16 protein-coding genes are annotated in these 14,197 nt (G+C 64.8%); 13 read left to right on the top strand and 3 right to left on the bottom strand.

What is annotated here, in order from left to right:
• The first annotated feature begins 115 nt into the window (after window positions 1-115).
• Window positions 116-1,792, top strand: coding sequence for an MFS transporter (locus RR51_RS09715; protein WP_013972077.1), 1,677 nt, complete (start codon window positions 116-118; stop codon window positions 1,790-1,792).
• 66 nt (window positions 1,793-1,858) lie between these two features.
• Here the strand turns inward: RR51_RS09715 and RR51_RS09710 are convergent, their stop codons facing one another.
• The gene (locus tag RR51_RS09710; protein WP_039613347.1) at window positions 1,859-2,428 is read right to left on the bottom strand and encodes a hypothetical protein; all 570 of its coding nucleotides are present in this window, start codon (window positions 2,426-2,428) and stop codon (window positions 1,859-1,861) included.
• 111 nt (window positions 2,429-2,539) lie between these two features.
• Here RR51_RS09710 and RR51_RS09705 point away from each other — a divergent pair, with 111 nt between their 5' ends.
• The 7 genes from RR51_RS09705 to RR51_RS09675 are packed head-to-tail and all read left to right on the top strand — an operon-like array spanning window position 2,540 to window position 8,823.
• Window positions 2,540-3,217 (top strand): thermostable hemolysin, encoded by a 678-nt coding sequence (locus RR51_RS09705; RefSeq protein WP_039613346.1) that lies wholly within the window; start codon window positions 2,540-2,542, stop codon window positions 3,215-3,217.
• On the top strand, window positions 3,207-4,667 hold the full coding sequence (locus RR51_RS09700; protein WP_024086784.1) for an AMP-binding protein: 1,461 nt from the start codon (window positions 3,207-3,209) through the stop codon (window positions 4,665-4,667). Before RR51_RS09705 ends, RR51_RS09700 begins: the two co-directional genes overlap by 11 nt.
• A 15-nt stretch (window positions 4,668-4,682) precedes the next feature.
• On the top strand, window positions 4,683-5,363 hold the full coding sequence (locus RR51_RS09695; RefSeq protein ID WP_039613345.1) for a TenA family transcriptional regulator: 681 nt from the start codon (window positions 4,683-4,685) through the stop codon (window positions 5,361-5,363).
• On the top strand, window positions 5,350-6,156 hold the full coding sequence (locus RR51_RS09690) for an SDR family oxidoreductase (protein ID WP_013972081.1): 807 nt from the start codon (window positions 5,350-5,352) through the stop codon (window positions 6,154-6,156). The genes RR51_RS09695 and RR51_RS09690 overlap by 14 nt, the downstream gene beginning before the upstream one ends.
• Window positions 6,153-6,794: a tetratricopeptide repeat protein gene (locus tag RR51_RS09685; protein WP_013972082.1), complete on the top strand. Its 642-nt coding sequence runs from the start codon at window positions 6,153-6,155 to the stop codon at window positions 6,792-6,794. The genes RR51_RS09690 and RR51_RS09685 overlap by 4 nt, the downstream gene beginning before the upstream one ends.
• Before the next feature lie 2 nt (window positions 6,795-6,796).
• Window positions 6,797-7,459 (top strand): response regulator, encoded by a 663-nt coding sequence (locus RR51_RS09680; RefSeq protein ID WP_039613344.1) that lies wholly within the window; start codon window positions 6,797-6,799, stop codon window positions 7,457-7,459.
• Window positions 7,456-8,823: a sensor histidine kinase gene (locus RR51_RS09675; protein ID WP_039613343.1), complete on the top strand. Its 1,368-nt coding sequence runs from the start codon at window positions 7,456-7,458 to the stop codon at window positions 8,821-8,823. The genes RR51_RS09680 and RR51_RS09675 overlap by 4 nt, the downstream gene beginning before the upstream one ends.
• Window positions 8,824-8,830: 7 nt before the next feature.
• Here RR51_RS09675 and RR51_RS09670 read toward each other — a convergent pair whose 3' ends face one another.
• Window positions 8,831-9,217 (bottom strand): VOC family protein, encoded by a 387-nt coding sequence (locus RR51_RS09670; protein ID WP_013972085.1) that lies wholly within the window; start codon window positions 9,215-9,217, stop codon window positions 8,831-8,833.
• 201 nt (window positions 9,218-9,418) lie between these two features.
• On the opposite strand from RR51_RS09670, the gene RR51_RS09665 reads away from it, so the two are divergent.
• The gene (locus RR51_RS09665) at window positions 9,419-9,604 is read left to right on the top strand and encodes a hypothetical protein (protein ID WP_023663548.1); all 186 of its coding nucleotides are present in this window, start codon (window positions 9,419-9,421) and stop codon (window positions 9,602-9,604) included.
• Window positions 9,605-9,752: 148 nt separating this feature from the next.
• Entirely contained in the window at window positions 9,753-10,658 is a 906-nt protein-coding gene (locus RR51_RS09660) for a LysR family transcriptional regulator (RefSeq protein WP_013972086.1), read from the top strand.
• Between the two features lie 48 nt (window positions 10,659-10,706).
• On the opposite strand, the gene RR51_RS09655 is transcribed toward RR51_RS09660, so the two are convergent.
• Complete coding sequence (locus tag RR51_RS09655; protein WP_039613342.1) at window positions 10,707-11,180, bottom strand: YMGG-like glycine zipper-containing protein; 474 nt, start codon at window positions 11,178-11,180, stop codon at window positions 10,707-10,709.
• Between the two features lie 150 nt (window positions 11,181-11,330).
• Between RR51_RS09655 and RR51_RS09650 the strand changes: the two genes are divergently transcribed.
• From RR51_RS09650 to RR51_RS09640, 3 genes are read left to right on the top strand one after another with little or no spacing between them, the layout of a single operon-like run.
• Window positions 11,331-11,927, top strand: coding sequence for a paraquat-inducible protein A (locus tag RR51_RS09650; RefSeq protein WP_039613341.1), 597 nt, complete (start codon window positions 11,331-11,333; stop codon window positions 11,925-11,927).
• The gene (locus tag RR51_RS09645) at window positions 11,924-12,568 is read left to right on the top strand and encodes a paraquat-inducible protein A (RefSeq protein WP_024086789.1); all 645 of its coding nucleotides are present in this window, start codon (window positions 11,924-11,926) and stop codon (window positions 12,566-12,568) included. Before RR51_RS09650 ends, RR51_RS09645 begins: the two co-directional genes overlap by 4 nt.
• Window positions 12,552-14,192: a PqiB family protein gene (locus tag RR51_RS09640; RefSeq protein WP_039613340.1), complete on the top strand. Its 1,641-nt coding sequence runs from the start codon at window positions 12,552-12,554 to the stop codon at window positions 14,190-14,192. Before RR51_RS09645 ends, RR51_RS09640 begins: the two co-directional genes overlap by 17 nt.
• The last annotated feature ends 5 nt before the right edge of the window (window positions 14,193-14,197 follow it).

Raw genomic sequence — 14,197 nt, 5'->3', positions numbered from 1 at the left:
CGGCCAGCCTCGTCGTGCTTCGCATATCCAAAGCAAGCCCCCCAGGGCCTGGGTGCGACGGTGAAAAAAATATGAGGTGCTCCCGGCCTGCATGACGACAAGACGGAGGCACCCCATGGCGGTTCTCGACAGCACATCCACGGGCAGCGCGCCCCAACGCGGTATCACCCGGGAGGAGCGCAAGGTCATCTTCGCCTCGTCCCTGGGCACGGTATTCGAATGGTACGACTTCTACCTTTACGGCTCTCTGGCGGCGATCATCGCCAAGCACTTCTTTGCCGGGGTCAATGAAACCACCTCGTTCATCTTCGCCTTGCTGGCCTTTGCCGCCGGCTTTGCCGTGCGGCCATTCGGCGCCATCGTGTTCGGTCGCCTGGGCGACATGATCGGGCGCAAGTACACCTTCCTCATCACCATCGTCATCATGGGCCTGTCCACCGCTGTGGTGGGCCTGTTGCCCAGCTATGCCACGATCGGCGTGGCAGCGCCAATCATCCTCATCAGCCTGCGCCTGCTGCAGGGCCTGGCACTGGGTGGCGAGTACGGCGGGGCGGCCACCTACGTGGCCGAACATGCACCCAAGGGCCGGCGCGGCTTTTTCACCGCCTGGATCCAGACCACGGCCACCCTGGGGCTGTTCCTCTCGCTGCTGGTGATCATGGCCTGCCGCACGGCCATGGGTAACGAGGTGTTCGAGGCCTGGGGCTGGCGAGTGCCATTCCTGCTGTCGATACTGCTGCTGGCGATTTCGGTGTACATCCGCATGCAACTCAACGAGTCGCCGGTGTTCATGAAGATGAAGGCCGAGGGCAAGGCGTCCAAGGCGCCACTGACCGAATCGTTCGCCCGCTGGGACAACCTCAAGGTGGTGGTCATGGCGCTGCTCGGTGGCACTGCCGGCCAGGCCGTGGTGTGGTACACCGGGCAGTTCTATGCGCTGTTCTTCCTGTTGCAGATGCTCAAGATCGAGCCGCAGACCGCCAACCTGCTGATTGCCGGTTCGCTGTTGATCGGCACACCGTTCTTCATCTTCTTCGGCAGCCTGTCCGACCGCATCGGCCGCAAGAAAATCATCATGGCCGGTTGCATCATCGCCGCGCTGACCTACTTCCCGATCTTCAAGGCACTGACCCAGTACGGCAACCCGGACGTGTTCGTCGCCCAGGAGCAGAACCCGGTGGTGGTGATGGCAGACCCTGCCCAGTGCGCGTTCCAGTTCGACCCGGTGGGCAAGGCCAAATTCACCAGTTCGTGCGATATCGCCAAGAGCCTGCTGGCCAAGCGGGCCATCCCCTATACCAACGAAGCGGCAGAACCTGGCAGCGTGGCGCAGATCCGCATTGGTGAACGGGTGCTGCCAAGCTTTGATGGACGCAGCCTGGCGGCAGCGGACTTCAAGGCACAGAGCGATGCCTTTACCGCGACCTTGACCGGGGCGTTGAAGGAAGCTGGCTACCCGGAAAAGGCCGACCCGGCGAAGATCCACTACCCGATGGTGCTGTTGCTGCTGACCATTCTGGTGATCTACGTGACCATGGTCTACGGGCCGATCGCGGCCTGGCTGGTGGAGCTGTTCCCGGCACGCATCCGCTACACCTCGATGTCGCTGCCTTACCACATCGGCAACGGCTGGTTCGGCGGCTTCCTGCCGACCGTGGCGTTTGCCATGGTGGCGGCGACCGGGGATATCTATTACGGCTTGTGGTACCCGATCGTGATTGCAGTGATGACGGCGGTGCTAGGGATCTTCTTCCTGCCAGAGACCAAGGACCGCGATATCAACCACACTTGAAGTTGAGGCTGCCTGTACCGGCCTCTTAGCGGGCAAGCCCGCGAAGAGGCCGGCACAGTCAACCCATCAGTCGAAATACCCACGCAACCCAAAGGCATATCCGGTATCCACCCCGGCAGCCTCGCCGCGGCTCCAGCGCTTCTTCAACACGAACTCGAACGCTGGCTCGTACAGCCCGTCCCGCACCAGTGCACCCGCCAGCACCTCCACGTCATACCAGCCATTGTCCAGCTCGATGATCGGCCGCCCCGGCACCTGGTAACGCGCCATCAGGTCACCCAGTGTCTTGGGCGTGAAGTGCTGCAGGATGCGCCAGGTGTACAGCATCAGCGCACCGTGCTTGACCTGCAGCACATAGCCATTGCGGCGGTGCTTCAGGCGGCTGCCGGGTTCGCGCAGGGCCGGGGTATGGTTGTCCAGGGTGAACAGGATGCGGTAGGGCAGGTTATCGACCCCGGCCAGTGGCAGCACGACCCCTTCGCGCACGGCCTGGTCGCCGCTGTCGCCGTGGGTGAAGGCATGGGCAAGGTCGTCGGGCAATTCATGTTGTTGCTTGAAGCGCTCGAGCAACTGGATATCGCCGAGCAAAAAGTAGTCGACCAGGTCGTTGAGCACTTCGCTGAATTCGTGGCGCATCTGTTTTCCTTGTTGGTGCGCGTGAGGGCAATGGCAAATGTAGCACTTCAGATTGGCTTCAGATTGCCCCCTGATACTGCCCCCAACACCTGACTTGAAAGGGGGACCGCCATGACTCAGGCAGACAGCGCCAGCCTGTTTCCACTGGCTATCGGCAGCCACGGCGAGCGCCTTGCCCGCATGACGCTGAAACGCCCGGGGGAGCCCGGGCGCGACGAGCTGGAACAGTTCATTCACGCCCGCTTTGCCTGCGCGCACCACGCCGACGTGCAGCACTACCTGCCCGAACTGCTCGGCCTGCATGACAGCCACGGGCGCCTGATGGCCGCCGCCGGCGTACGCCTGGCCAGCAGTGGGCCGACCTTCCTCGAGCGTTACCTGGATGAGCCGCTGGAAGCGGCCGTGACCCGGCTGTCTGGCAGCTCGGTGAGCCGTGCACAGTTGGTCGAAGTGGGCAACCTGGCCGCGCTCAGCGCCGGCAGCGCGCGGATCATGATCATTGCCGTGACCTGGTTGCTGGCCGCCCGCGGTTTGCAGTGGGTGGCCTTCACCGGTGCCGCGACCCTGGTCAACAGCTTTCATCGCCTGGGCCTGGTGCCGACGGCGCTGGCTGTGGCCGACCCTGGCCGGCTGAACGGCGATGCCGACAGTTGGGGCAGTTACTACGCGCAGCACCCGCAAGTGTTTGTCGGCAACATCGGCTACGGCCATGCAGCCCTGGCCCGCGGCGGCGTTTTCGAGCGGCTGGGCTTGCCCGCGAGCGTGCAGGAGGCCGGCCATGCCGCGTGAATGCCAGCTGTTCAGGGAAGTGTTGCAACTGCATGCCCGCCACCGAGGGGCGCAACCGGCGTTGCTGGGCCTTGGCGGGCCGTTTACCTATCAACAATTGCTGGACGAGGTCGAGCAACGCCAGGCCTGGCTGAGCGCGCAGCCACCGGGCACTTTCGCCCTGGCCCTGGAGAACGGTCCCGAGGCGCTGTTCTGGGACCTGGCGGCGCTGTTCGCGGGGCGCCCCATCGTTATTCTGCCGGCGTTCTTCAGCAGCGCCCAGCGCCGCCACTGCCTGGCACAGAGCGGGGCGGTGCTGGCGCTGGCCGAAGAGGCTTTCGCTGACGACCTGCACGCCAGCGGCTTCACTGCCGGTGAGCGCTTCTGGAGCCGGCAGCCGCCAGCGGCCGCACCCTTGCCGCCGGGCACCGCGAAAGTCACCTACACCTCCGGCAGTACCGGTGCACCCAAGGGCGTATGCCTGAGCGCCGAGGCCATGCTGCGGGTAGCGCGTGAGCTGGAGGCTGCCAGCCGGCCCACGGCGCCCGGCAAGTACCTGGCGGTATTGCCTCTGGCGGTGCTGCTGGAAAACCTGGGCCTGTACGCGGCCCTGCTGGCCGGGGCGAGCATTGCCCTGTATCCGCAGGCGCAACTGGGTTTTCGCGGTGCCAGCCAGGTCGACTTCAAGCAATTGCTGGGCGCCATCGCCTTGAGTGGTGCCGAAAGCCTGATCCTGGTGCCGCAACTGCTGCTTGGGCTGGTCACCGCCATCGAGCGCGGCCTGATGCGGGTCGGCCCGTTGCGCTTCGTGGCGGTGGGCGGCGCGCGGGTTGCGCCGAGCCTGCTGGCCCGGGCCCAGGCCATCGGGCTACCGGTGTTCGAGGGCTATGGCTTGTCCGAATGCGCTTCGGTGGTATGCCTCAACCGCCCCGGGGCGCATCGTGCGGGCAGTGTCGGGCGGCCGCTGCCGCATGTGCAGGTGCGCATTGCCGAAGATGGCGAAGTGCAGGTGGCCGGTTCGGCGTTGCTCGGCTACCTGGGCGAACCACCCTTCAGCGAGCCGTGGTTGTCGACCGGTGACCTGGGCCATTTCGACAGCGACGGCTTCCTGTACCTGGCCGGGCGCAAGAAGCACCAGTACAGCACCAGCTTCGGGCGCAACGTCAACCCCGAATGGGTCGAGGCCGAACTGACCCAGGGCGGGGTGATCGCCCAGGCGTTCGTCCACGGCGAAGGCCTGGCACACAACCTGGCGTTGATCTGGCCGCTGGACCCGCAGGCTGACGACCACACCCTGGAACAGGCCATCCGCCAGGCCAATGCCGGCCTGCCGGACTATGCCCGGGTGCATGCCTGGCGGCGTCTGCCCGAACCTTTGAGTGCCGCCGGGCAAACCCTGACCGCCAACGGCCGGCCACGCCGCGAACAGATCCTGCGGTGTTACCAGTCCCTGTTATCCGACCTTCAATGATCTACGAGGTTTGCCATGCTTTTCTTCGACATGCTGCAGCAGGAAACCGCCGACGAGCGTACGGCATTGTTCAGTGTCCCGGTCATCCGCGACGCGCTGGCCGGCAAGGCCAGCCTCGAGGCCTATGTGGCCTTTCTCACCCAGGCCTACCACCACGTGCGGCACACCGTGCCATTGATGATGGCCTGCGGGGCCCGTTTGCCGGCGCGGCTTGAGTGGCTGCGCGGCGCAGTGTGCGAGTACATCGACGAGGAGTACGGCCATGAGCGCTGGATTCTCGATGACATCGCCGCCTGTGGTGGCGACCCGCACCAGGTGGCCGGCGGCCGGCCGGCACTGCCCATCGAGCTGATGGTGGCGTTTCTCTACGACCACATTGCCCGTGGCAACCCGGTCGGGCTGTTCGGTATGGTCAACGTGCTCGAAGGCACCAGCATTGCCCTCGCCACCCAGGCAGCCGGTACCCTGCAGAGCAGCCTCGGCCTGCCGGACAAGGCGTTCAGCTACCTGAGTTCCCACGGCGCCCTGGACCAGGACCACATGGCCACCTACCGTGGCCTGATGAACCGTCTGGACCAGCCCGAAGACCAGCAGGCGGTAATCCACGCTGCCAAAGTGGTGTATCGCCTGTATACCGCCATGTTCGAAGGGCTGCCGCGTACCGCGCAGCAGGAGGTAAAGCATGCGCTTGCCTGATTGCGTGGCGGTGCTCACCGGTGCCAGCGGTGGCATCGGCCTGGAGTTGGCGGCCCAGCTATGCAGTGCCGGTGCTCGCGTACTGGCGGTCAGCCGGCAGCAGGGCAAGCTGACCGAACTGATGGCGCGCTACCCTGGGCAATTGCGCTGGCAGCAGGCCGACCTGCGCTGCGCCGAAGGCCGCCGTGACGTGCTGGAGGCAGCGCGGGCGATGGGTAGTTGCAACCTGTTGATCAACGCCGCCGGGGTCAACCGCTTCGCCTTGCTCGAACAGATGGACGAGGCCGCCCTCGACGAGTTGTTCGACCTCAACATCAAGGCCGCTGTGCAGCTCACCCGCCTGTGCCTGCCGCTGCTGCGCGCCCAGCCCAGTGCGCTGGTGGTGAACGTGGGGTCGATCTACGGCTCCATCGGCTACCCAGGCTATGCCACCTACTGCGCCAGCAAGTTTGCCTTGCGCGGGTTCTCCGAGGCATTGCGCCGGGAGCTTGCCGACACCTCGGTGAACGTGTTGTATGCCGCACCGCGCACTACCCGCACGACGATGAACAGTAGCGCCGCGCAGGCCCTTAATCAGGCGTTGAAGGTAGGCGTCGATGACCCACAGGATGTCGCCCGGGCGGTGCTCGACGCGGTACAGGCCGAGCGCAGCGAACTGTACCTGGGTTGGCCGGAGAAACTCTTCGTGCGCCTTAACGGCATGCTGCCAGGCGTGGTCGACCGCGCCCTGCGCAAGCAATTGCCGCTGATCCGTCGCTACAGCAACTGGCACAGCAAGGAGTCGAGCAAATGAAACGTCTGATACTGGCCAGCCTGCTGGCCATCGCCCCGTTCACCTGGGCCCTCGACCAGAACGGTACCCAGCAACTCAACGCCATCCAGCAGCGCTGGGCGGTGGTTCGCTATAACCTGCCCGAAGCCCAGCGTGCCGGGGCATTCGAGGCCCTGGCGGCACAGTCGGCGGCGTTGGTGCGCCAGCATCCGGGCTCGGCCGAGCCGCTGATCTGGGACGGCATCGTCAACAGCAGCTGGGCCGGCGCCACCGGTGGGCTGGGCGCGCTGGGCAAGGTCAAGGCCGCCCGCGCCAGCCTGGAAAAGGCCCTGGCCATGGACCCCAAGGCGCTGCAAGGCTCGGCCTACACCAGCCTGGGCGCGCTGTACGACCAGGTGCCCGGCTGGCCATTGAGCTTCGGCGACCAGGCCAAGGCCGAGGCCATGCTGCGCCAGGCGCTGGCGATCAACCCGGACGGTATCGACAGCAACTATTTCTGGGCCGACCACCTGTACCGGCAAAACCGCTACGACGAAGCCCGCGCCGCCCTGCAAAAGGCATTGCAGGCACCGCCCCGGCCCGGGAGAGAGTTGGCCGACCAGGGCCGGCGTGGTGAAATCGATGCTTTACTCAAAGCGATCAAGGACAAACAGGATTAAGCATGCGCTTGCTGTTGGTAGAAGACGACGCCGCGTTGGGGGAGGGGATTTGTGACGGCCTGCGCCGCGAGGGCTATACCCTCGACTGGTTGCAGGATGGCGCCAGTGCCTTGCATGCCCTGTGCCACGAAGAGTTCGACCTGGCCATCCTCGACCTGGGCTTGCCGCGCCTGGATGGCATCGAGTTGCTGCGGCGCCTGCGTGCGGCCGGGAAGAGCCTGCCGGTGCTGGTGCTGACCGCCCGCGACGCCACCGATGACCGCATTGCCGGGCTGGATGCCGGCGCCGACGACTACCTGGTCAAACCCTTCGACCTCAACGAACTCAAGGCCCGCTTGCGGGCCTTGCTGCGGCGCAGTAGCGGCCGCGCCCGTGTGCTGATAGAGCATGCCGGGGTATGCCTGGATCCGGTCAGCCAGCAGGTGCACTACCTGGGCCAGCCGGTGGTACTCACGCCCAAGGAATACCTGCTGCTGCACGAACTGCTGGCCCAGCCGGGCAAGGTGTTCACCCGCGAACGCTTGACCCAGTTGCTGTATGGCTGGGATGAAGAGCCGGAGAGCAACACCCTGGAAGTGAACATCTACCACCTGCGCAAGAAGCTGTTCAACGGCCTGATCCGCACCGTGCGCGGGATTGGCTACCTGGTGGAACGCAAGTCATGAGCTCGTTGCGCCAACGCACTTTGTGGCGGGTGATGCTGCTGTTGCTGGTCGGCAGCGGGTTGCTGGCGCTGTACAACTATCACGACAGCCGCCACGAAATTAACGAAGTGTACGACGCCCACCTGGCGCAGAACGCCCGGCTGCTGCAGGGCATCATGAGCCTGCCGGTGCAAGAGCAGAGCCGTGACGAGTTGTACCGCGCCTTCGACGAGGCCTTGAGCAAGGCCGGGCACCACAAGGTGGGGCACCGCTACGAGAGCAAGCTGGCCTTCCAGGTATGGGCCGACGACGGCGGGCTGCTGGTACACACGCCCAGCGCCCCGCAGTTGGGGCAGGCGCCGCGGGTGCCGGGTTTTGCCGACGTGGTGGTGGATGGGCGCCGTTGGCGCAGTTTTGTCTTGCCGGTGCCGGAAAAACACTGGGTGATCTGGGTGGGCGAGCGCAACGACGTGCGTGACGACCTGATCGAACGCATCGTGCAGCACACGCTGTTGCCATTCCTGTTCGGCAGCCTGGCCCTGGCCTTGCTGGTGTGGGCGGCCATAGGCTGGGGGCTGCGGCCGCTGCAGAACATGGCCAGGGTGATCCGCGCCCGCCACGCCGAGTCGCTCGAGCCGTTGCAGCTGGTGCCGTTGCCTAAGGAGCTGGAGCCGATGCAGGCGGCGATCAACCGCCTGCTCGGGCAGATCGACGACCTGCTGCGCCGCGAACACCGTTTCATCGCCGACGCTGCCCACGAGATGCGCACGCCCTTGGCCATCCTGCGCCTGCATGCGCAGAACGCCCTGAATGCAGACAGCGCTGCCGAGCGGGACAAGGCCCTGCAGTTCCTGATGGGCGGCGTCGACCGCCTTGCCCGGGTGGTCAACCAGTTGTTGACCCTGGCCCGCCTGGAGCCGCGACCAGGCCGGCGTGACTGGCCGCGGGTGGACCTGGAGGGCGTGGTGGCCGAGACCCTGGCAGAGCTTACCCCCTGGATACTGGAGCGCGGGCTGGAGCCTTCGCTGGACATCGCTGCCGGCGACTACCATTTGCATACCGACGCTGGCGCGTTGGGTATTGCCTTGCAGAATCTGGTGGCCAATGCCGTGGACCATTCGCCTGCAGGCGGTCGCATCACCGTGACACTGCAGCGCGAAGACCAGGCCCTGCTGGTCAGCGTCGACGACGAAGGGCCGGGCATAGCGGTGGTTGACCAGCAGCGGGTGTTCGAGCGTTTCTACAGCAAGGGCTCGACCAATGGCGCCGGGCTGGGGTTGTCGATCGTCAGCACCATCATGACCCGCCTGGGTGGCAGCGTGCAGTTGCGCAACCAGACGCCACACGGATTGCGCGCGACCTTGCGCCTGCCCGTGGAGCCCTGAACGCTTGCTAGTGTTTCTGGGCGATCTGGATCAGGTTGCCGCAAGTGTCATCGAACACCGCTACGGTGACCGGCCCCATGGCAGTAGGCGGTTGGGTGAACTGCACGCCCGCTGCGCACAGCCGGGTATATTCGGCCTGGATGTCCCGCACGCCGAACGAGGTGGCGGGGATGCCGTCCTGCTTGAGCGCGGCCTTGTAGACCTTGGCGGCCGGGTGCGCGTCGGGCTCGAGCAGCAGCTCGACGCCGTTGGGGTCGTTGGGGGAGGTGAGGGTCAGCCAGCGGTGTCGGCCCATGGGGATGTCGTGCTTGGGCTCGAAACCGAGTACGTAGTGGTAGAAAGCCAGGGCCTTGGCCTGGTCGTCGACGAGGATGCTGGTGACTATGATCTTCATGAACGCACACCGTATGCCTGGAGTCGTTGAGTACCAGTAAAGACAATCAGCGGCATTTGGCCAGGGCACCGGGTTCACTGCTAACCCTGCAACGCGATCCGACAGCATTTCTCTTCACGGTCAAAGTTCCAGATGGGTTGGTGGCAATGGGGGGTTGTAGCGTTGATCGGGCGATACCACCCAAACCAAGGAGTAAACCCCATGCAAGAAGAACCCGTTAACAAGCCAGACGACACGCTCGACCACGAACAGCTGGAAAATGCAGAACCGCAGGCAACGTTGTCCCGGCGCAAGCGCGGTATAGGGCCAGTAGTCGGTATGCCCTGCAGGCCAGGGTACAAGCTGATTGGTGATGACTGTGTAATCGCCAATATCGATTTCGAGTGAAGCAAAGGGGGGGCGCATCGCGCCCCTCGTAAAAACCTGCTCAAGCCATAGGTAAATCCTTCATCACCCGGCCCCCACCCAGCCGCTGCCGAGGGTAAAGTGACAGGCATGATCCCAGCGCGCCCAGACCGGCGTCAGAGAGGTGCCCGTGGCGGCCTACACATTGCGACAACTCAAGTACTTCGTCACCACCGTCGAGGCCGGCAGCGTGGCCGAGGCTTCACGCCAGCTGTACATCGCCCAGCCGTCCATCTCCACGGCCATCAAGAGCCTGGAAGAAAGCTTCGGCGTGCAGCTGTTCATCCGCCACCACGCCCAGGGTGTGTCTCTGACGCCCAGTGGCAAGCGCTTCTATGCCAAGACCAAGTCGCTGCTGCAGATGGCCCACGAGTTCGAGCAGAACGCCCTGGCCGACAACGACACCGTGGCCGGGCAAATCGACATCGGCTGCTTCGAAACCGTGGCACCGCTGTACCTGCCGCGCCTGATCGCCGGCTTTCGCCAGCGTTACCCGGGGGTGGATATCCGCCTGCGCGACGGCGAGCAGCAGGACCTGATCCAGGGTCTGACTGCCGGTACCTTCGACCTGGCGTTCCTCTACGACCATGACCTGGACGGCACCATCGAGGCCGAGCCGCTGATGCCGCCGCAGAAGCCCTATGTGCTGCTCCCCGAGAACCACCGCTTCGCCGGGCAGGCCCAGGTGTCGCTGCGCGATCTGTGCCCGGAGCCGATGATCCTGCTGGATGTTGCCCCCAGCCGTACCTACTTCGTCAGCCTGTTCAACGAAATGGGCCTGACGCCCAATATCGTCTTCAGTTCGCCGTCGATCGAGATGGTACGCGGCATGGTCGGGCAGGGCTTTGGCTTTTCGCTGCTGGTGACGCGGCCGCATTCGGAGTACACCTACGACGGGCAACGTCTGGCCATGCTGGATATCGCCGAGCCAGTGGCGCTGTCAGGGCTGGCGGCGGCGTGGTTGAAACGGGTGCAACTGACCAAGCCGGCGCAGTTGTTCGTCGAGTTTTGCCGGGAAGAACTGGCCAAGTTCTGAAACGGGCACGCCATGCATCCTCCTGCCGAGGCATGGCGTGCCTGCTGATCAGGGGGTGACCTGATAGCCGCGACCTTGCAGGCAGCCGGCGTAGGCACTGGCATGAGCCTGGGCTTTCGCTTCGTCCTGGCCGCGCCGGTCCTGACGGCGGTCCTGACGCTGGCGCATGCCACCGACCGCAGCACCGGCGGCGGCCACTTCGCCGGCGCGGTTCTGTCGGTATTGCTCCTTGGCATCGTCACCGACCCGGTCATACAGCTCGTCGTGCTGGTTGCCGCGCACCTGCGCGCCTGCCGCACCGGCAACCGCGCCGGCGGCGGCACCGCGTACCCGGCCACCGACATGGGGGTCGCTGGAGGTCGCGGCACTGTTCGCGGCATTGGTCGCGACAGTATTGCAATCATTGATATCCAGTTGCATCTGCTGGCTGCTCTGGCCCTTGAGCGGCACCACCGACTGCGCCTGGGCTGCCGATGCCGCGCACAGCAGCACCAGCAGGCAACTCCACGTGAACGTACGCATGGCAAACCTCCAGCGGGTGGGGATCCCGTTTCACAGGATAGTTCTCTTTGCTGCCGATGATGGCAGTTTTGCCGGGATGGTCTAAACCGGATATCAAACGTGGTTCGCCTGCGTATCACGGCGTGAATCCGGGCTACCTGTGGAAACCCCATGAGCCAGAGCCAGCAACTGATCATCTGTGAGTACTGTGACACGGTGTACCACCGTGCGCCGCTGCTCAAGCACCAGCGCGCCGTTTGCCAGCGCTGTGGCGGCGTACTGTACCGGCATACCTCGCTGACGGTGCAGCAACGCCTGGCCCTGAGTTTGACGGGTGGCATCCTGCTGGTGTTCGCCAACGCCTACCCGGTGATGACCATCGGCATGCAAGGGCTCACCCATTCCGCGACATTATGGGACTCGGTACAGATCCTCAGCCACGGCAGCGTCACCTTTATCGCCCTGGTCATGGCCCTGTCGATCATCTTTGCGCCGGTGCTGCAGATTACCCTCTTGTGCTGGGTGTTGGGTTTCGCCCTGGCCGGCCAGCGCGCACCCGGTTTTGCCCTGTGCATGCGCAGCCTGGAGGGCCTGCGGCCTTGGAGCATGCTGGAGGTATGCCTGCTGGGGGCGATGGTGGCGGTGATCAAGCTGGCGGGGTTTCTCGACGTGATACCTGGCATCGGCCTGCTGGCGCTGGCAGCGCTGAGCATGCTGATCATCCATATCGCCGGCAAGGACATCCGCGGCCTTTGGGAGCAGGTATGAATACCCCGGCCAACGCCGACGACCTGGGCCTGTGCCTGTGCCATGGCTGTGGTCAGGCCTGCGAACTGGGCAGCGACAAGCACACCTGCGAGCGCTGTGGTGCCGCCATCCACCGGCGCAAGGCCAATGCAATCAGCCGTGGCTGGGCGTTTCTGCTGGCGGCGCTGGTTTTCTACATTCCCGCCAACCTGCTGCCGGTGATGCACACCGAAATGCTCGGCAGTGGCAGCGAAAGCACCATCGGTGGCGGCGTGCTGGAGTTCTGGGAGGCAGGGGCCTGGGACATCGCGCTGATCATCTTCATTGCCAGCGTGGGTGTGCCGGCCATCAAGTTCTTCTCGCTCGGCCTGTTGCTGTTCACCGCCCAGCGCGGTTCTACCTGGGCCTGCCGGCAGCGCTCGCAGCTGTACCGTTTCGTCGAGCTTATCGGCTACTGGTCGATGCTCGATGTGATGGTGGTGGCGCTGGTGGCGGCGCTGGTGCAACTGCGCGGGCTGGGCACCATCGAGCCGCGGGTGGGCATCCTGTTTTTCGGCATGGTGGTGGTACTGACCATGTTTTCTGCGATGAGCTTCGATCCACGCCTGATCTGGGATAGCCGTACCAACGAGGGAGGCCGCATTGATGGTGCAACAGACTGACAAGCGCGAGGGCGCGGGGCAGGTTGAAGTGCGCACCCGGCGCTGGAGCGTGTCGCTGGTATGGATCGTGCCGATACTGGCGATCCTGATCGGCGCTTCGCTGGTGGTGCGCAACTGGATGCAGCAGGGCCCGGTCATCGCCATTTCCTTCCACACCGGGGAAGGGCTGGTGGCGCACAAGACCCAGGTCAAGTACCGCAGCGTGGTGATCGGCGAAGTCACCACGGTGGACCTGGCCGACGACAAGAAGAGCGTGGTCGCCAAGGTCCAGCTGTCCAACGACGCCCGTGCCTTCGCCACCCAGGGGGCGCGCTTCTGGGTGGTACGGCCACGCATTGGCGTGGGCGGCGTGTCCGGCGTGGACACGTTGCTGTCGGGCAGTTTCATCGGGGCAGATTCCGGCGAATCGAAAGTGCCGGAAAAGTCCTTTGTCGGCCTGGAGCTGCCACCGCCGATCACCTACGACGAAAAGGGCAAGCGCTTTGTCCTGACCGCAAGTAACCTGGGCTCGCTGGATATTGGCTCGTCGATCTACTACCGCAAGATCCCGGTGGGCGAAGTGGTGTCCTTTGCCCTGCAGGGCGATGGCAAGGGCGTGGAGATCGGCGTGTTCGTGCAGGCCCCTTACGACAGCTTCGTCACCGCCGATACCCGCTTCTGGAACGCCAGTGGCGTCGACATGCAGATCGGTGCCAACGGCCTGAAGATCGATACCGAATCACTGTCATCGATCCTGGTGGGCGGGTTGGCCTTTGGCTCGCCCGACTTCGCCCCGCAAGCCGAGCCTGCTGCCGACCAGGCGCACTTCCAGCTGTTTGCCGACCGCGATACCGCCCTGGCACCGCCCAGTGGCCAGGCCCAGTACCTGCAGTTGCGCTTCGACCAGGCCATGCGCGGCTTGTCGGTAGGCGCCCCAGTGGAGTTCAAGGGGGTCGAGTTTGGCCGAGTCACATCGGTGCAGCTCGACTATGATGCCACCCGCCAGACCTTCCCGGTGGTGGTCGAAGCGGTGATCTACCCGCAGCGGCTGGGGCCGGTACACCGCAAGATGCTGTCTGTGTTCAAGCATTCCGAAGGTGACATGGACGGCGCGCGACGGTTGATCGGCACCTTCGTCGAGCACGGCCTGCGGGCCCAGGCGCGCAGCGGCAACCTGATCACCGGGCAGATGTTCATCTCCCTGGACTTCTACCCGGATGCCCCCAAGGTGGCCTTCGACAAGACCGCAGACCCAATCACCATCCCCACATTGCCCGGCAGCCTGGAGCAGCTCCAGGAACAGCTGCAGCGGGTGGTGGAGCGCATCAGCAAACTGCCGCTGGAGAGCATCGCCAGCAACCTGGACGGCAGCCTGCGAGAGCTGCGTGCCAGCCTCAAGCAGTTCAATGGCCAGACGCTGCCGGAGGTGAAGGTGGCACTGGACGAAGTGCACAAGACCCTGCGCACGGCCAATTCGGCCATTTCCGAGGACTCGCCGCAGCGCGAGCGGATGGGGGAAACCCTGGACGAACTGGAGCGCATGTCGCGTTCGCTGCGAGACCTTGCCGATTACCTGGGGCGGCACCCCGAATCACTGATACGCGGCCGGCCGAAAGCGGCCACTGCCGCCGAGCTGGAACCCTGAGGAGA

Origin of the sequence: Pseudomonas sp. C5pp (assembly GCF_000814065.1) — a bacterium.
Classification (GTDB): Bacteria; Pseudomonadota; Gammaproteobacteria; order Pseudomonadales; family Pseudomonadaceae; genus Aquipseudomonas; species Aquipseudomonas asiatica.
The sequence above is the reverse complement of the archived record's forward strand: the minus strand, read 5'-3'. Positions and strand labels throughout refer to the sequence as shown.